The sequence below is a fragment of the Empedobacter sp. UBA7248 genome, assembly GCF_002472945.1.
In the GTDB taxonomy this organism is placed as follows: Bacteria; Bacteroidota; Bacteroidia; order Flavobacteriales; family Weeksellaceae; genus Empedobacter; species Empedobacter falsenii_C.
The window spans coordinates 201,849-218,727 of the sequence record NZ_DKSU01000007.1 but is presented as its reverse complement, the minus strand read 5'-3'; the positions used below and the strand labels follow the sequence as shown (position 1 = coordinate 218,727).

General features: G+C 31.7%; 17 protein-coding genes and 3 tRNA genes. 12 read left to right on the top strand and 8 right to left on the bottom strand.

Annotation, left to right across the window (positions count from 1 at the left end):
* Positions 1-17: 17 nt before the first annotated feature.
* The 4 genes from B4A23_RS06685 (at position 18) to meaB (ending at position 4,410) form a co-directional block, all read left to right on the top strand.
* A complete protein-coding gene (locus B4A23_RS06685) occupies positions 18-257 on the top strand; it encodes a FeoA family protein (RefSeq protein WP_038334874.1) in 240 nt (79 codons plus the stop codon).
* Positions 257-2,356 (top strand): ferrous iron transport protein B, encoded by a 2,100-nt coding sequence (gene feoB / locus B4A23_RS06680; protein ID WP_291118311.1) that lies wholly within the window; start codon positions 257-259, stop codon positions 2,354-2,356. Before B4A23_RS06685 ends, feoB begins: the two co-directional genes overlap by 1 nt.
* A 301-nt stretch (positions 2,357-2,657) precedes the next feature.
* Positions 2,658-3,272: a helix-turn-helix domain-containing protein gene (locus B4A23_RS06675; RefSeq protein WP_180905670.1), complete on the top strand. Its 615-nt coding sequence runs from the start codon at positions 2,658-2,660 to the stop codon at positions 3,270-3,272.
* Positions 3,273-3,441: 169 nt separating this feature from the next.
* Positions 3,442-4,410, top strand: a complete 969-nt coding sequence (meaB, locus tag B4A23_RS06670) for a methylmalonyl Co-A mutase-associated GTPase MeaB (protein WP_180905669.1) — start codon at positions 3,442-3,444, stop codon at positions 4,408-4,410.
* Positions 4,411-4,441: 31 nt separating this feature from the next.
* Here meaB and B4A23_RS06665 read toward each other — a convergent pair.
* The 4 genes from B4A23_RS06665 to B4A23_RS06650 form a co-directional block, all read right to left on the bottom strand.
* A tRNA-Asn gene (locus B4A23_RS06665) sits at positions 4,442-4,515 on the bottom strand.
* 136 nt (positions 4,516-4,651) lie between these two features.
* Positions 4,652-5,326: a TIGR02117 family protein gene (locus B4A23_RS06660; RefSeq protein ID WP_291118308.1), complete on the bottom strand. Its 675-nt coding sequence runs from the start codon at positions 5,324-5,326 to the stop codon at positions 4,652-4,654.
* Between the two features lie 57 nt (positions 5,327-5,383).
* Entirely contained in the window at positions 5,384-6,955 is a 1,572-nt protein-coding gene (locus B4A23_RS06655; RefSeq protein ID WP_038334846.1) for an Rne/Rng family ribonuclease, read from the bottom strand.
* Between the two features lie 213 nt (positions 6,956-7,168).
* Positions 7,169-7,465, bottom strand: coding sequence for an HU family DNA-binding protein (locus B4A23_RS06650; RefSeq protein WP_019975652.1), 297 nt, complete (start codon positions 7,463-7,465; stop codon positions 7,169-7,171).
* Between the two features lie 83 nt (positions 7,466-7,548).
* Between B4A23_RS06650 and mutY the strand changes: the two genes are divergently transcribed.
* The 7 genes from mutY (at position 7,549) to B4A23_RS06615 (ending at position 11,952) form a co-directional block, all read left to right on the top strand.
* A complete protein-coding gene (mutY, locus tag B4A23_RS06645) occupies positions 7,549-8,589 on the top strand; it encodes an A/G-specific adenine glycosylase (RefSeq protein WP_291118305.1) in 1,041 nt (346 codons plus the stop codon).
* A gap of 38 nt (positions 8,590-8,627) precedes the next feature.
* On the top strand, positions 8,628-9,080 hold the full coding sequence (locus tag B4A23_RS06640; protein ID WP_038334855.1) for a single-stranded DNA-binding protein: 453 nt from the start codon (positions 8,628-8,630) through the stop codon (positions 9,078-9,080).
* A gap of 15 nt (positions 9,081-9,095) precedes the next feature.
* Complete coding sequence (locus B4A23_RS06635; protein ID WP_286478316.1) at positions 9,096-9,704, top strand: gliding motility lipoprotein GldD; 609 nt, start codon at positions 9,096-9,098, stop codon at positions 9,702-9,704.
* 75 nt (positions 9,705-9,779) lie between these two features.
* Entirely contained in the window at positions 9,780-11,090 is a 1,311-nt protein-coding gene (rseP, locus tag B4A23_RS06630; RefSeq protein WP_038334862.1) for an RIP metalloprotease RseP, read from the top strand.
* A gap of 65 nt (positions 11,091-11,155) precedes the next feature.
* Positions 11,156-11,229: transfer RNA gene (locus tag B4A23_RS06625), tRNA-Asn, on the top strand.
* Between the two features lie 58 nt (positions 11,230-11,287).
* Positions 11,288-11,361: transfer RNA gene (locus tag B4A23_RS06620), tRNA-Asn, on the top strand.
* 120 nt (positions 11,362-11,481) lie between these two features.
* Positions 11,482-11,952 carry an ecotin family protein gene (locus B4A23_RS06615; RefSeq protein WP_180905666.1) on the top strand — a complete coding sequence of 157 codons (471 nt, stop codon included), beginning with the start codon at positions 11,482-11,484 and terminating at the stop codon, positions 11,950-11,952.
* A gap of 52 nt (positions 11,953-12,004) precedes the next feature.
* On the opposite strand, the gene B4A23_RS06610 is transcribed toward B4A23_RS06615, so the two are convergent.
* The 3 genes from B4A23_RS06610 to era form a co-directional block, all read right to left on the bottom strand.
* On the bottom strand, positions 12,005-13,249 hold the full coding sequence (locus tag B4A23_RS06610; protein ID WP_291118300.1) for a DUF445 domain-containing protein: 1,245 nt from the start codon (positions 13,247-13,249) through the stop codon (positions 12,005-12,007).
* 84 nt (positions 13,250-13,333) lie between these two features.
* Positions 13,334-14,122 (bottom strand): universal stress protein, encoded by a 789-nt coding sequence (locus B4A23_RS06605; RefSeq protein WP_180905665.1) that lies wholly within the window; start codon positions 14,120-14,122, stop codon positions 13,334-13,336.
* 110 nt (positions 14,123-14,232) lie between these two features.
* A complete protein-coding gene (era, locus tag B4A23_RS06600) occupies positions 14,233-15,120 on the bottom strand; it encodes a GTPase Era (protein WP_038334822.1) in 888 nt (295 codons plus the stop codon).
* Positions 15,121-15,342: 222 nt separating this feature from the next.
* Here era and B4A23_RS06595 point away from each other — a divergent pair, with 222 nt between their 5' ends.
* A complete protein-coding gene (locus B4A23_RS06595; protein ID WP_291118297.1) occupies positions 15,343-15,612 on the top strand; it encodes a hypothetical protein in 270 nt (89 codons plus the stop codon).
* Positions 15,613-15,670: 58 nt separating this feature from the next.
* On the opposite strand, the gene B4A23_RS06590 is transcribed toward B4A23_RS06595, so the two are convergent.
* Positions 15,671-16,714, bottom strand: a complete 1,044-nt coding sequence (locus B4A23_RS06590; protein ID WP_291118294.1) for a hypothetical protein — start codon at positions 16,712-16,714, stop codon at positions 15,671-15,673.
* Between the last annotated feature and the right edge of the window lie 165 nt (positions 16,715-16,879).

Sequence of the window (16,879 nt, the reverse complement as noted above, 5' to 3'; positions counted from 1 at the left end):
TAGATAGATTGGTAGAAATGGTTGAAAATTATTCTTTAAAAGATTTAAAAATTGGTGAACAAGCAGTTGTAACTGGATTTAGTACAGAAGACATACCTGCTAAGTTTTACGAAATGGGCTTTATTCCAGGAACAAGTTTATTGGTAAAAAATAAGGCTCCGTTTGGTGGTCCTATTTGCATTAGTATCATCTCTAACAAGTCTGTTTTAGCTTTAAGAAGAAACGAAGCCGATAAAATTTTGATAACAAAAAAATAATGAATCATTATAAAATTGCCTTAATTGGTAACCCAAATGTTGGTAAAACTTCGTTATTTAATAAATTAACAAATCTTCGTCAAAAAGTTGGGAATTATCCTGGTGTGACGGTAGAAAAACGCGAAGGTAAAATAGAACGAAATGGAAATAAATTCCAAATTACAGATTTTCCCGGAACGTATACAATTTATCCAAGCTCTTTGGATGAAGAAATTGTTTTCAAAACTTTAGGAGACAAAACCAATAACCATTACCCAAATTTGGTGGTTGTTATTGGTGAACCATCTAATCTAAAACGATCGATTTTGTTGTACCAACAAGTTCGAGATTTAGAAGTTCCTGCGATTTTTGTCATCAATATGAAAGATGAAATCAAAAGCAAGGGATTAAATATTGACTTGAAAAAGTTAGAAGATTTTCTTCAAACAAAAATATACTTAACAAACGCGCGTACAAGCGAAGGAATTAATGAATTGGTAGAAGCTTTTACAAAAGAAGCAACTCCATATAATCGTCATTACGAAATTCCGAAAGAGCATATTTCTATTGTAGAAAAAATCAAAAATGAATTTAATCTTAAATCTGATTATTTAGCTTGGCAATATCTTTCTCAAAAAGAAGTTCCATTCGAATCGAAAGAAAATCTAAGTAAATTAGATACAATTAAGAAAGAGAATTCTATTGTTTCGAAACGATTACAAGTCAAAGAAGCATTAGATCGAAATAAAATTTTAGAGGATAAATTAAACGATATTATTTCGTATAATTTTGATGGAAATGAAACCTTAACCGATAAAATTGATAAAACATTGATTCATCCGATTTTTGGATACATCATCTTTTTAGGAATTTTATTATTAATCTTTCAAGCTGTTTATACGTGGTCTGCACCATTAATGACAATGGTCGAAGATTTATTTGGTTGGATCGACGAAAAAGCAATTAGTTTAATTCCAGAAGGACCTATCAACGAAATTATTGGAGGTGCAATAATTCCAGGTATAGAAGGGATTGCCGTTTTCGTTCCGCAAATTGCCATTTTGTTTTTATTCATTTCAATAATGGAAGAAACGGGCTATATGAGCCGCGTTGTTTATTTAATGGACAGATGGTTAAAACCATTCGGTTTAAGTGGAAAAAGTGTCGTTCCATTAATTTCTGGAGTTGCCTGTGCCGTTCCTGCAATCATGTCTGCGCGTAATATCGAAAATGATAAAGAACGTCTATTAACGATACTCGTAACACCTTTTATGACGTGTTCGGCTCGTTTACCTATTTACATCGTTTTGATTGCTTTGGTTATTCCCGACGAACATATTTTCGGATTAAGTTACCAAGCTTTGGCCTTATTTGTGATGTACATTTTAGGTGTTTTAGGAGCATTAGGAAGTGCTATTTTATTAAATTTAATCATTAAAGCAAAACATAAAAGTTACCTAATTTTAGAAATGCCAACATACAAACTTCCTGATTGGAAAAATGTTGGAATTAATGTTTGGGAAAAAACATTAGGATTTTTAGTTGATGCGGGTAAAATCATATTTGCAATTTCGATTATTCTTTGGGTTTTAGGAACTTTCGGACCTGGAGAACAATTCAAAAATGCAGAAGAAATTGTAACTGCTCATCATCCGAAAATGAATGAAGAAGATTTGGCAAATGAAATCGCCTCTTATAAATTAGAACATTCTTATTTGGGGAGATTAGGATCAGTTATAGAGCCAGTTGTAGAGCCTTTAGGATACGATTGGAAGATGGGAATTGGTTTAATTTCATCATTCGCAGCGCGTGAAGTTTTTGTCGGAACGATGTCAACGGTTTATAGTTTAGGAGAGGTTGATGTTGAGGACAATGGTCAAAAAGATCGTTTACTTCTTCGTATGAAAAATGAGATTAATCAAAACACAGGAGAACCAGCATACAACCTTGCTACAGGAGTTTCGTTGTTGTTATTTTATGCATTCGCAATGCAATGTATGAGTACAATTGCGATCGTAAAACGCGAAACAAATTCTTGGAAATGGACATTGATTCAGACAGGGTTTATGACAGGTTTGGCATATGTAGTTGCATTTATTGCATATCATTTTTTAAAATAATAGTATGGACAATATTTGGATACAATATATTTTTATCGCTTTCCTTTTCGGATTTGCAGTTTGGTATGTTGTAAAATTAATTAGAAGCTCATTTAGCTCAAAAGGAGGCGGATGCTCAAAAGGCTGTGGTTGTTCTCCAAGCAAAGATGAATTTCAAAAAAAGGCTAACTCTTAAAAGTTAGCCTTTTTTATTTCAAAATTTCGGAGTATTTTTACAATAGTATAATCAGTAAAAAAACAAGTATTTTAATGATTATCAATTGGTTTTATTTTATTAATTCGGAATATAAATTTTACAAAAATGGAAACTTGGTTAATCATTTCATTAATAGTTTTAGCTATAATTATCTTAGGATTAATTATTTACTTTGTTTCCAAAAAAACTAAACAATCAACTGAGATTTCTACTGAAGAAATTAATTCTGTAAAAGAAATTAAAGAAATTCCTTCTGAACCAATCAAACAAGAGGTTACAAATAAAATAATTCCTCCAACTCCACCAACAGAGGTTATCATTGAGGAAAAACCAATGAATAATCTTAGCATTTCATCTAAAACCGAAAATGATTTACTTCGAAAATTAGAATTATTTGAGAAGAATAAAGGCTTTACTAAGAAAGATATTAATCTTGCTTCATTATCAAAACAATTTGAAACGAATACAAAATACCTTTCCGAAATCATTAAAACTCATCGTCAAAAACAATTTAATTCTTATTTGAATGAGTTGAGAGTAAATTACATTGTAAATCGACTTCAAAATGAGCCGAAATACATTAATACGAAAGTAAGCTATTTAGCAAGCGATTGCGGATTTGCTTCTCACAGTACTTTTACGACAACTTTTACTCAAATAATGAACGAATCTCCTTCTGCTTTTATAAAAAGAATTAAAGCGGAACAAAAAAATTCATAATCACGAATTAATAAAGTTTATACAACTGAATTTTAAATAGATATTCATTTATATTCATTTTATTTTTTACACCAATTAATACAAGAGCTATATAAAATAATTTCACAAATCTCGATTGTATTTTTTTATTCTTAATTAAGACTTTATCTTTAATCTAAGATTGTGTCTTATGCGAAAAATTGACCCCGAAATACTTGCTCAAAAAATAAAAGAAGGTGATCGTTTTGCCTTATCAAGAGCTATTACACTTGCCGAAAGCAATCGTTTAGACGATTTAAAATTAGCGCAACATATCATTAGTTTATTACCTGTTTCCATAACGTCAAAAAGAATTGCCATTACTGGAATTCCTGGTGTTGGTAAAAGTACTTTTATCGAATCTCTGGGGAAATATATTCTGAGTAAAGATGAAAAAGTAGCAATTTTAGCTATTGACCCTAGTAGTTCACTTTCTAAAGGAAGTATTTTAGGCGACAAAACACGCATGGAGGACTTATCGCGAGAAGAGAATGCTTATATACGTCCAAGCGCTTCTAATGGCTCTTTAGGCGGTGTTACATCTCGCACATATGAAGCAATTTTATTATGCGAAGCAGCAGGATTTGAAAATATTTTGATTGAAACTGTCGGTGTTGGACAATCTGAGACCTTAGTAAATGAAATTTCAGATCTCTTCCTATTTCTTCAACTTCCGGGTTCTGGAGATGATTTACAAGGAATAAAACGCGGAATTATGGAAATGGCTGATTTGATTTTCGTTAATAAATCAGATTCATTTCAAGAAAAATTAGTGAAAGATGCAAAATTAGACATTGTTCGTTCATTACAATTTTTACCAACCAAATCATCTCAATGGAAAAGAAAATCAATTATCGGTTCTGGATTAATCGGAAAAGGAATTCCTGAACTTTGGGAATTGGTCAATGATTATTTCAATTTTATTAATAAAAATAATTATTACGCTTCAAACCGAGAAAAACAACAGCTAAATCAAGCAGAACGCTACACAATTGATTTAGTCAATCAACAATTTTTAAAATTACTTAAGGAGAAACCACTAGAATTGAGCAAAAATTTATCTGCATTCGAAATGGCAAAAGATTGGTTGAATAACCATACTGAAATTGATATAAAATAAAAAAAGACAATCAAATTGATTGTCTTTTTTGCTCCTCCTCTTGGGCTCGAACCAAGGACCCTCTGATTAACAGTCAGATGCTCTAACCAACTGAGCTAAGGAGGAGTATCGTTATCGATATTGTGTTGCAAATATAGAGCAAATTTTATTACTTCCAAATCTTAAAAGTATTTTTTTTCGTTCTACAAGTCGCTTTAATAGACAACTATTTGAAAATGAATCAGAAATAATTCAAAAAAAATTATTCATAATGACGAAAAATTCCTTGTTGTGTTGCCGTCCACAATGGTGCTTCTTTATTTGCTGCTTTTAGAGCGCTTGCTGCCCACGTATTACACGTAAAAAATAAGCTGTAACTTCCTTTTGCTTCGTAAAACGAATCACTATCTCCATAAACAGCATCCGTTTTTATTAATTCGACTTTGTTATTTTTATCTAAATCAAATGATTGCTTGATGTAAACAATCAATTTTTGATATTCCTCTAAGCTTATGTTTACTTTTTTACAATCTTCTCCCAACGTCATTTTATCATAAAAAGTAGTATGCATCGCCGAATCTCCCAACCAAAATGCAGCGTTGAAAGCAGTAGAAAATTTCAAATCTTTCCATTCTGGTGTATCCAAATAGAAACCTTTATCACCCCAACCAAATGCAATATATTCGTATTCTTTTTTCGATTTTGTATCCGAAAAAGGCACAAAAGTCGACCAATCAATCGCTTCAGATTTTACTGGAACCACAATATCTGTATGTACGCCATTTGTCAAAATATACGCTGTAATTTGATCATTAGGCTTTTCTTTTTGCTTATTTACTGGAATTAATGGCAGCAAAACTACTGCAAGTAAATACACCACAATCAGTAAAACTAAAGCACCTAAAGTTTTGAGAAGAATTCGAAAGATTTTTTTCATAGTATTTTGTTGTGTAACGAATATAAAACAAAAAACCTCGCAATTGCGAGGCTTTTCTTAATTTGATTCGTTGTAAAGTGTATTATGATCTTTGTCCAAGAAATTAAATTGTAAGTATTTGTACGCATCTCTTGGTACAATCTTAATCCACTTTTTATGCTTAAAAAACCATTTCATCTGAATGCTTGGCAATCCATGTTGTAAATAAGCAGCTACGAAAGGATGCACGTGCAACGACATTTTTCGTAAATCCTTATCTTTTCTGTCAAGGATATTCAAGAGCACTTGTTCAATTTTATCAATTGTAACGATAGGTGCTTCAACTTCATTCGATTCTTGGTTAGGATTTTCTTCAGTTGTAACGAAATTCACTTCTGGGCGAACACGTTGTCTTGTAATCTGAATCAATCCAAATTTACTTGGTGGCAAAATCTTATGTTTTGCTTTATCTTTCGCCATTTCAGCTCTCAGATGCTCGAACAATTCTTTTTTATGTTCTACATCCGTCATGTCAATAAAATCGACCACAACAATTCCTCCCATATCACGTAATCGCAATTGACGTGCAATTTCTGAAGCAGCAATTTTGTTTACGGCAAAAGCTGAGTCTTCCTGATTTTTAGAATTACGAGAAATATTTCCCGAATTCACATCAATTACGTGTAACGCTTCTGTATGTTCAATCACAAGATATGCACCTTTAGATTGTGGAATAGTTACCGTTTTACCAAAAGCTTGTTTAATTTGTCTTTCGACATTAAACTTTTCAAAAATTGGAACAAATGGATCGTCGTATTCTTTTACCAAATTAATTTTATCTGGTGCAATAACTTCCAAATATTCACGCATTTCGTCTGCTAATTCGTCATCATCAACAGAAATTTTAATAAAATCATCATTAAAATTATCTCTTAAAATAGAAGAAGCTCTGTCCATTTCGCTAAGAATCTTAGCTGGCGCTTTCTTTTTTTGAAGATTTTTGAAGATTTGAGTCCATTTGTTTAACAAATAAGCCAAATCTGCTTGCAATTCTTCTGCGTTCTTCTCTTCGGCAACTGTTCTGATAATAACTCCGAAGCCTTCTGGTGTTAAACCTTCTAAAATTTTGATTAAACGATCGCGTTCTGGTTTTTGTTTGATTTTTTGCGAAATCGAAACACGTTCCGAAAATGGAACTAAAACTAAATATCGACCAGCAATTGAAATTTCAGAAGTAATTCTTGGTCCTTTCGTATGGATTGGTTCTTTTGTAATTTGAACCAAAACGGAATCACCTGGAGCAAAGATTTCTGTAATTTGTCCATCTTTGTCAATCGGCTCTTCCATACGGAAGTTCTTCAATTTTTCGGTTTTGTACGTGCCATTTGCTACAATTTTATTGTACGCATTTGACGAACGTATTTGTGGACCTAAGTCATGATAATGTAAAAATGCATCTTTCGAATAACCAATGTCAACAAAGGTTGCATTTAAACTGGGAGCTAATTTTTTGATTTTACCCAAGTAAATGTCGCCAACTGCAAAGCCATCATTTGCAGTATCTTGATGAAATTCCATCAAGCGACCTTCATCTAAAACTGCGATGCGTACTTGATCAGCTAAGGCTGAAATCACTAATTCTTTACTCATCAAAAAATTATGTTTTTAAAAATGATAAAAGCACTTTCCAAAATTTCCATTGAAAAGTGCTATCTTGTAAAAAGACTAAATTATTAATAGCTTAGCTACTAATTATTTTTTCTTTTTGTGTCTGTTAAGACGACGACGTTTTTTGCGTTTGTGCGTCGCTACCTTATGTCTTTTACGTTTTTTTCCGCTTGGCATGATACAATTATTTTATTGTTATTTGATTACGTTTGCTTCGCTAGTCTTTACATCTTCGATGAAAGTCTTCGCTGGTTTAAATGTAGGAACGTTGTGTGCTGGGATAATGATAGAAGTACCTTTTGTAATGTTTCTACCTGTTTTTTCAGCTCTAGTTTTAATAGTAAAAGAACCAAATCCTCTTAAGTATACATTTTCTCCTTCTACTAATGATTTAATCACCTCCTCCATAAACGATTCTACCACTCTTTGAGTATCGCTCTTTTCAAGTCCTAATTTACCTGAAATGTTATTTACTATTTCTGCCTTTGTCATAATTCCTCTTATTATTCTTAAATTTGAAAGCGGGTGCAAATATAACGATAGTATCCCAACAAAAAAAGATTTTTTCAGTTTTTATGAACTTCAACTATCTGATTTTGTCATATTTTGACAAAAATAAACGAGATTTACCTTGGCGTCATACAAAAGACCCATTTCACATTTGGTTGTCGGAAATTATTCTCCAACAAACAAGGGTTGACCAAGGTATGAAATTTTACAATAATTTCATACAAGAATTTGAGACTATTTTCGATTTGGCAAATGCCGACGAACAAAAAGTCCTAAAACTCTGGCAAGGACTGGGTTATTATTCCCGTGCCAGAAATTTGCACTTCACGGCAAAGACGATTGCTGATGAATTAAATGGACAATTTCCGAATAATTTCAAAGATTTAAAAAAGCTAAAAGGTGTAGGAGATTACACTGCAGCTGCAATTGCATCTATTGTATATGATGAATCTGTGCCTGCTGTAGACGGAAATATGTTTCGAGTTTTTGCGCGATATTTTAATATTACAGATGATATAAGTTCGCCAAAAACAAAGAAGATTTTCTGGGATTTGGGCTTAGAAATCATTGATAAAAAACGTCCAGGTGATTTTAATCAGGCGGTGATGGATTTGGGAGCAACGATTTGTACACCAAAACAACCAAAGTGTGAAATTTGTCCGCTTAATGAATCTTGTGAAGCGCTTCGATTGAATAAAGTTAACGAATTGCCTATAAAATTAAAAAAGACAAAAGTTTCGAATCGTTTTTTACATTTTATTTTCATCGAAAATGAAGATAAAATTGCCTTGTCTAAACGAATTGGAAATGATGTTTGGAAAAATTTATTCACTTTTCCAAAAATCGAAACTGAAACTGATTTATTGGATAAAGGTTGGATTTTAGATCAAAATCTTGAAAATAATTTAATTTTTATAGAAGAAGAGAAACACATTTTGTCGCATCAAAATTTATTTATAAAATATTGGAAATTAAATGTATCTTTAATAGATATAACAAATTTGCAAGCCGAAAATGATTTTGAAATGATTGCTTTAAACGATCTCGAACATTATCCGCTTCCAAAACCAATAGAAAAATTTATAAATAAACATTATTTGGATTAACTTTGTAAGTAACAAGCCACTAAAAACCTATTACAACTATGAATGGAACAACGAATAAAGTACTTTTGATCGGAAATTTGGGTGATGATGTAAAATTGCATCATTTTGACGAACAAAATTGTATTGGACGATTTCCTATTGCAACGACAGAATCTTATATCTCGAGAACGGGAGAGCGAATTACAGAAACAGAATGGCACAATATTGTGACACGCAATAAATTAGCAGAATTGTGTGATCGTTATCTGAAAAAAGGAGATAAAGTTTTTGTTGAAGGACGCATCAAAACGCGCAAATGGGACGATAACGGACAAACGCGTTATACAACAGAAATCGTAGCAAATTCAATCGAGTTTTTGACACCAAAAATTGACAATGAACAACGTCAAGCCATGCAAAATGATCAGAACAAAGTTCAGCAAAGTCAACAAAACACAACAGTTGTCGAGCCACCTTTTATAGATGAAGGAGAAGACGATTTGCCTTTTTAGAAATTAAAAAATTAAATGAATTTTACAAAACTTAACGTTTTACGTTATACAATGAATTTTAAAACTATAATAGCATTATGTAGTAGTGCTATTTTTTTTGTGTCGTGCAATAAAAACGAGGAAGTTGCCAAACCTTTAGGGCAAGTTCGTCTCGAATATCCGCAACAAACTTATCTATCATTCAAAGAAAATGTGCCTTATACTTTTCAGTATTCAAACTTTGGGAAGGTGATTGTGGGCAAAAAACCAAACTCTTTCAATATTGTTTATCCACGAATGAAAGCGACAATTTACCTGACATATTTTCCGGTTCAGTCACCACAAGATTTAATCGTTCAAATAAAAGAAAGTGAAAGTTTTGTTCAAGAACAGACGGTTAAAGCCAGTTTTATCTCGCCACAAGAATTTTCTTTTCCAGAAAAAAAGGTTTTTGGTACTATGTATGAATTAGGAGGAGAATCAGCGATTAATATTCAATTTCATGCGACGGATAGTGTAAAGAATTTTTTGGCTGGTTCAGTTTATTTCAAAACTCAACCAAAACCTGATTCTTTAGCTCCAGCAGTTGATTATATCAAAAAAGATGTAAAAAAATTGTTAGAAACCTTAGAATGGAAAAAATAAACAGCTTTGATAAATAAATTCGATTAATTTTGTAATCGTTTAATAAAATTAGAACATAAATAAATTTAAAACAATATGTTAATACAGATAGCTACATTAATGCTTAGTTTGATGCTTTTAGTAATGTTGCACGAACTAGGACATTATGTAACAGCGCGATGGTTTGGCGTTCGTGTCGAACGTTTCTTTTGTTTTTTCGATGTGAAATTTGCCATTTGGAAAAAGAAAATTGGTGATACTGTTTACGGTATCGGTTGGTTGCCTCTTGGAGGTTACGTAAAACTTTCGGGAATGATTGACGAAAGCATGGATTTGGAACAAATGAAACAAGAGCCAAAACCATGGGAATTCCGTGTAAAACCAGCTTGGCAACGATTAATCATCATGTTAGGAGGTATTATTGTAAATATCATTTTAGCGATGATTATTTATACTATTTTATTCATTTCTCAAGGAAAAAGCTTTGTTGATGTAAACAAAATGCAATATGGAATCGAAGCGAATGCAACGCAAACTAAATTCGGCTTGCAAAAAGGTGATATTCCAGTTGGTGTAAATGGTGTTAAATATCAAGCATTAAATGAAATAGGAAAAGAAGCCTTGTTAGGTGGTGAAACTTTAGATGTAAAACGTCAAGGAAAAGAAGTTTCTTTACCAATTACAGAAGATTTCAGAACTGAAATTTTAAACGCTAAAGGCGCTTTCTTTATTCCTCAAATGCCAACTGTTGTAGATTCTGTTGTTGAGAATAGTGCAGCACAAAAAGCAGGTTTATTAAAAGATGATAAAGTAATTGCTATTGATGGTTTCACAACACCTCTATTTTCAGATTTAACAAATAAATTAAAAGAATACAAAGGAAAAACAGTTTCTTTAAGTGTTGAAAGAAAAGGCGAGCCTGTAGAGTTGATGGTCAATGTAGATAAAGATGGAAGCATTGGATTCCTAAGATCAACAGCATATTTAGATTCATTAATTTCTAAGGAAGATTATACAATTGGTGAAGGAATCGCAAAAGGGATTGTAGAGCCATTTGAGGCGATTGCAACGCAAGTTCGTGGAATTGGAACATTGTTCCAAGTAAAAGACGGTCGTAAGCAAGTTGCTGGACCAATTGGAATGGTAAAACAAATGCCAAAAGAATGGAACTGGTTATTTTTCTGGTCATTCACAGCTATGATTTCTGCTTGGTTAGCATTCATTAACCTATTACCAATCCCAGGTTTGGACGGTGGACATGCCGTTTTTGCCATCTATGAAATGGTGACAGGTAAAAAACCAAGTGAAAAAGTTTTAGAAAAAGCACAAATGGTTGGAGTTGTAATTATCTTAGGATTAATGGTATTCATCTTCGGGAACGATATTGTGAACATGATTTTTAAATAAATTTTAAAATATTTTTTGTGGGTGTAAAAAATACTTCTATATTTGCACCCACAATTAAGCAACATTCCTCCTTAGCTCAGTTGGTTAGAGCATCTGACTGTTAATCAGAGGGTCCTTGGTTCGAGCCCAAGAGGAGGAGCTTTTTTAGTGAAATGTCAAACAAAGACTTAAAAATAAAATTTTAAAATATCGGATTTTCCTCCTTAGCTCAGTTGGTTAGAGCATCTGACTGTTAATCAGAGGGTCCTTGGTTCGAGCCCAAGAGGAGGAGCAAAAAAGACAATCAATTTGATTGTCTTTTTTTATTTCACAAATATTTAACATTTCCTCGCACAACCATTCACCCAACTTTTGCATCTTACTAATAGAAAACAAATAAAATCAAATTAGTATGAAACTTAGAAAAGTATTTAGCGTTTTAGCATTATTAATGGTTATGGTAACATTCGCGCAAAAAAATATGAAAATAGATTATTCAATGTATCCAAAAGCAAAAGATGGATATGAACAAAAAATTATCACGTTGAAAACTTTACCTAACGAAGATAATTATAGTGTAGAAATTTTCGCAGGTAAAAAAACATTGGTTGATTCTTGTAATCATTTTTTCTTAGCAGGAGCCTTCGAACAAAAAACTGTTGATGGTTGGGGTTATGATTATTTCAATTTCGAATCAAATGGTAACGTTGGAGGAACTTTAATGGGATGTTTTGACAATAAATCTGTCGAAAAAATTGTACACGCACAATCTATTCAAACGCGTTACAATAGCAAATTACCAATCGTGGTTTACGTACCAAAAGGCTATACTTTAGAATATAGAATTTGGAAAGCAGATGAAAAACTTAATTTAGTTAAGTAATATTTATAGTTGTTAATTGAAAAAGCTCGAGAATTTCTCGAGCTTTTATATTTTAATGAAATACCAATTGCGTGATCGTGTAAATAACTAAACCAACAAGTCCACCGACCAATGTTCCGTTAATCCGAATAAATTGCAAGTCTTTCCCAACTTCCAATTCTAGCTTTTCGCTCAACTCTTTTCCTTCCCATTTATCAACTGTATTACTAATCAAACTTTCCACTTCTTTGACATTTCGTAAAATCATACGGTAAATAAAATGACGCACCCAACCATTAATCTTATCAATCATTTCTTGGTTATCGTTCAAATTTTCGGTCAATTTTTTTATATTTTTCTTAATGTAAACTTGCATTGCAGAATTTTCATCATCAAAACTTTCGGTCAAATTTTGTTTAATCGCCAACCACAAATCCAAAGCATAATCATTCAATCGTTCTTTTGTGATAAAATCATCTCGAAGCGATTCTAACCTAAATTTCCAATCAGGAGATTCTTTTATATTCTGAATGTTTTCTCGGATAATTCGCTCGATATTATGACGAATTGGATGCTCTTTGTCCGCTTCAACCTCATCCAAAAAACTCACCACACCTTCCACTACTCCTTTCGATATTTTTTTACCAGCAAAAAATGAAATCACAGGATGTTTTTCGTTTAATTTATCTTTAATAATCAAATCACTTTCTAAGATATATTCTTTCGCTTTTGGAATGATTGCTTCCAAAATTTCGTCGTGTTTTTCCTTTTCTAAAATATATTCTAAACTTGACGAAACTAATTCAGGTAAATCAAATTGTTTCAAAATTTCATCACCTTTCAAGGTTATAAAATCAACGACATCTTTATCATCTAAATCTTTGACAATTTTCTTGGAGAAATTAATCAATTCTTCTTGCAACATTTCTTGATTCGTAGGTTTATTCAACCAATCTGCTGCGTATTTTACAACTTCTAATTTCTCAATATATGGACGAATTGTAGAAGGTGTCAAAAAATTCTCAGTTACAAACTGTCCCAAATTATCTCCGATCGCATTTTTACTATTTTCGATCAGATTTGTATGCGGAATTTTAAGTCCAAGCGGATATTTGAACAAAGCCGTAACCGCAAACCAATCGGCAAGTGCACCAACCATTGCTGCTTCGGCAAATGCTTCCACATATCCAATCCATTTCGCAGATGAATGCTGACTTAGATAAACCATCAAAAAGTAAATAAAAGCCATCAAAATGAATAATCCTGTCGCAATAGCTTTATGTTTTTTGAGGTTTTGTATTTTCTGAAGTTCCGTCATAAAAGTGTTTTGAGAAATTTGTTGCAAAAATTTAGCCAATCAAAAAAGCGGAGAATTCTCCGCTCTAAGTTTTATGTTTTTAATTTATTTACTTTCCTGAAAAACCAATAACGCTACATTTGCACTCGACAATAATCGTTGGCTATGATTGATTGTAAATAATCTTTCGAAAGATGATAATTCACGGTGAACAACGCCTAATACATCGATATTGTTTTTTGTACAATAATTGATTAATCCTCCTTCTACATCTTTGCTCGGTTCAATTGTAATTATCGCTTCAGGATATTCTTCTTCCCATTCTTTTTTAACGCTTAACATTTGTGGAGTAATCGATTTATCATCAACATGTACAATGTTTAACAATTTATCGTAACGTTTTGTCACTTCTTCCATTTGCGCCAAAGCTTTTGTCTCTTTTTGATTAAACAATGTAGCATAAGCAAAATTTCTTTCTTCTTTAAATTTTACATTATTTGGAACAACCAACACAGGCGCAGGCGAATTATTAATGACATTTACAGTATTAGAGCCAAAAAACTTTTTGCCTAAACTATTTTGTCCATTCGTTCCCATCACCACATATTGTATATCATCTTTGTTGATAATATCCAAAATCATCAACAACAAATCGCCAACAACCAAAGAACTCTCTATTTTTACATGTTCAAGGTTATTTTCTTTTGCAATATTTTTAAGTTTATTGATATAATTTTCGAAGTTTTCTTCTGTAACTTCAAGATAATTTTTAAGATTTGATTGTACCGAAACTAACTTAATATCTGTTTTAAGAACTTTTGCAAGGTTTAACGCATACAAAAAAGCATTGTTCGCTGTTTCCGAAAAATCGGTTGGAAATAATATTTTAGCCATAATAATTAAATTCTAGAATAGATTTTGTTCTATAAATTTACAACTAAAATTTAGGTAAAGCCACAAAAAAAGTCTTGATTTCTCAAGACTTATCTATTTTTTAACCGTTTTTAATAACCAAAACGACGCAAATCATTCTCTTTGCTTCTCCAATCTTTTCGCACTTTCACGAAAAGTTTCAAGAATACTTTTTTATCAAAGAATTTTTCTAACTCTTCTCTTGCTTCTTTTCCTACTTTCGATAAAGACTCTCCTTTATGTCCAATAATAATTCCTTTCTGAGAATCGCGTTCTACAAAAATTTCAGCTTCGATAGAAATTAAATTCAAATCTTCTTTGAAACGCTCTGTTACTACCTCAACAGAATAAGGAATCTCTTTTTGATAGTTCAATAAAATCTTTTCGCGAATTACTTCGTTTACAATAAAACGCTCCGAACGGTCTGTTAATTGATCTTCTGGATAATATTGTGGCCCTTCAGGAATAATTGCTTTGATCTTATTAATCAACAAATCTACATTCACGTTTTCTTTTGCCGAAATAGGTAAAATCTCTGCTTTTGGCAATAATTCGTGCCAATATTCTACTGCTTCATTCAATCGATCTGGCGTAGCTGTATCAATTTTATTCAACAATAAAATAATTGGTGTAGATGTTTTTTGCAGACGTTCGAAAACTTGTTCATTTTTCAATCGTTTTTCTCCAATTTCTACAACATAAAGAATCACATCAGCATCCACCAACGATTCATTTACTGCATCCATCATTTTTGTTTGCAGTTCATAAGCAGGATCCAAAACACCAGGAGTATCCGAAAATACAATCTGATAATCTTCTCCTGTCAAAATACCTTTGATACGATGACGCGTAGTTTGCGCTTTGTGTGTTGCGATAACCAAACGCTCTTTCATCAACATATTCATCAAAGTAGATTTTCCAACATTTGGATTTCCTATGATGTTTACAAAACCGGATTTAAATTTCTTTTCGTCTGACATTCTGCAAATTTAGTGATTTCTATAATATTATTTCAGATTAATATGTTGAAGAAAAGATTAATATTCTAATGAAATTTTAATTTCATAAAATTGATTTTGGTCTGTATTTTGAATAATTCTAATTAAGTTCAAAAAAATATGACGAAAGTTATGGTTTATTGAAAAATATGATTAATTTCATACATGTGTTATGGAAGATTAAATTAACCAAAATTTAAAAAAATGATGAAAGCAGAACTTATCGAAAAAGAAGAAGTAAGAAACTATAAATTTTTAGACGCGCCAAAAGACGAAGTAACGGTAGAGGCAAAGAAATTGAATGGTGCAGTAAGATTAGGAAACGAATTCAAATCGAAAGCATATATTACATTTCAGACAGATCAAGGTCCTAAGAAAATTGAGACGACTGTTTGGTCTGTTACGGATAAATTTTTACAAATTAAGAATGGAGTTTTGATTCCGTTAAAATCTTTAATTGATATTCAATACTAAAAATTGTTTATTGCTTAAATTAAAAAAGGGATACGATGTCATCGTATCCCTTTTTTAATTAATTATTTTCGTTAGATTCTTTCAACAATCTAATTAATTCTGCTCTAATAGCTGCTTTATCATTACTTTTTGGGAAATCTCCGATAAAAAATGTTTGTTGCGGAACTTCATAAGATTCTAATTCACTTTTTGGAATATCAACATGTTCTGCAAATCGACTTTCTATTACCAAAGAAATTACATCTTCTGTAGCTCCTTTTTTCGGAAAAGCAATTACAATAAAATTATAATCGATATATGGTTTTAATTTCTCTTCGATCAATTCTAAATTCACCACATCTTTCCCATTCAACTTACACTCATTTCCAGAAATCCATCTAAACTTTTTCTGATCATCCGAAACAACAGCCTGTCTATATAAATTTAGTGATTCTTTTTCGTAAGGCGAATTCAAGACTAAATTACCTTTTTCATCTTCCGAAAGTTCTATTTTATCTAAAACAGTATAATCTGTTTCATCTATTTTTTTTACTGCAATCGGAAACCCATTCGCGGTAAAAACTTGATAAAAACTTGTTTTCGTTTGATCATTCAATTTACTTTTCAAATCATCTGACAAATCATCACTTTCGATAGCAATTTTTTCGATTCTTGCCAAATCTTCAAAAGAATTCTCAATCTGTTTCTTTGTCAAATAAGCATAATTTAATGCGTATCCTATTTCGTCTTGACTTTCGTCTGTTAATGGAATCTTCACTTTATCCGAATCTTCATGACAATACAAATCAAAACCTCCTTCTATGGCCTGAACCAATGAAATTTCTCCTTCATTTTCTAAAACCGATGAACTTAAAAGCGTAGAATCACCTTTTTTCAATCCTAAAAAATTATTTAACGAATGAAACGTTTCATTCACAAATCGAGGATCAAAATTCGATATATAAACATTATCTTCTCTCGAATAATGGAAATTAACTTTTTCTTCTTTTGAATCGATCTTTTTCATCAAATCAAAAATATCATTTTGCCATTGAAAGGTATTTTTATCCTGAAATTCACTTAAAATCTCTGGAATGCTTTTATTGTTAAAATCTAACTTCATAATAATTATTTTTGTGCATTTTTAATTTATTGATAATCAAATTCAATCAATAATTTTACCAAAAAACTCGATTAAAATGTTTTTTCAACTTTTGTTGACAAAAAGTTGAAAAAAGCAGTTTCAAAAATTGGTGATTTTATAAAATCTAATGGATAATTATTTATC

Excerpts from the sequence above, each read along its gene's own strand:
- B4A23_RS06685 (WP_038334874.1), top strand. The coding sequence starts at position 18 with ATGGTTGAAAATTATTCTTTAAAAGATTTAAAAATTGGTGAACAAGCA.
- feoB (WP_291118311.1), top strand. The coding sequence starts at position 257 with ATGAATCATTATAAAATTGCCTTAATTGGTAACCCAAATGTTGGTAAA.
- B4A23_RS06675 (WP_180905670.1), top strand. The coding sequence starts at position 2,658 with ATGGAAACTTGGTTAATCATTTCATTAATAGTTTTAGCTATAATTATC.
- meaB (WP_180905669.1), top strand. The coding sequence starts at position 3,442 with ATGCGAAAAATTGACCCCGAAATACTTGCTCAAAAAATAAAAGAAGGT.
- B4A23_RS06660 (WP_291118308.1), bottom strand. The coding sequence starts at position 5,326 with ATGAAAAAAATCTTTCGAATTCTTCTCAAAACTTTAGGTGCTTTAGTT.
- B4A23_RS06655 (WP_038334846.1), bottom strand. The coding sequence starts at position 6,955 with ATGAGTAAAGAATTAGTGATTTCAGCCTTAGCTGATCAAGTACGCATC.
- B4A23_RS06650 (WP_019975652.1), bottom strand. The coding sequence starts at position 7,465 with ATGACAAAGGCAGAAATAGTAAATAACATTTCAGGTAAATTAGGACTT.
- mutY (WP_291118305.1), top strand. The coding sequence starts at position 7,549 with ATGAACTTCAACTATCTGATTTTGTCATATTTTGACAAAAATAAACGA.
- B4A23_RS06640 (WP_038334855.1), top strand. The coding sequence starts at position 8,628 with ATGAATGGAACAACGAATAAAGTACTTTTGATCGGAAATTTGGGTGAT.
- B4A23_RS06635 (WP_286478316.1), top strand. The coding sequence starts at position 9,096 with ATGAATTTTACAAAACTTAACGTTTTACGTTATACAATGAATTTTAAA.
- rseP (WP_038334862.1), top strand. The coding sequence starts at position 9,780 with ATGTTAATACAGATAGCTACATTAATGCTTAGTTTGATGCTTTTAGTA.
- B4A23_RS06615 (WP_180905666.1), top strand. The coding sequence starts at position 11,482 with ATGAAACTTAGAAAAGTATTTAGCGTTTTAGCATTATTAATGGTTATG.
- B4A23_RS06610 (WP_291118300.1), bottom strand. The coding sequence starts at position 13,249 with ATGACGGAACTTCAGAAAATACAAAACCTCAAAAAACATAAAGCTATT.
- B4A23_RS06605 (WP_180905665.1), bottom strand. The coding sequence starts at position 14,122 with ATGGCTAAAATATTATTTCCAACCGATTTTTCGGAAACAGCGAACAAT.
- era (WP_038334822.1), bottom strand. The coding sequence starts at position 15,120 with ATGTCAGACGAAAAGAAATTTAAATCCGGTTTTGTAAACATCATAGGA.
- B4A23_RS06595 (WP_291118297.1), top strand. The coding sequence starts at position 15,343 with ATGATGAAAGCAGAACTTATCGAAAAAGAAGAAGTAAGAAACTATAAA.
- B4A23_RS06590 (WP_291118294.1), bottom strand. The coding sequence starts at position 16,714 with ATGAAGTTAGATTTTAACAATAAAAGCATTCCAGAGATTTTAAGTGAA.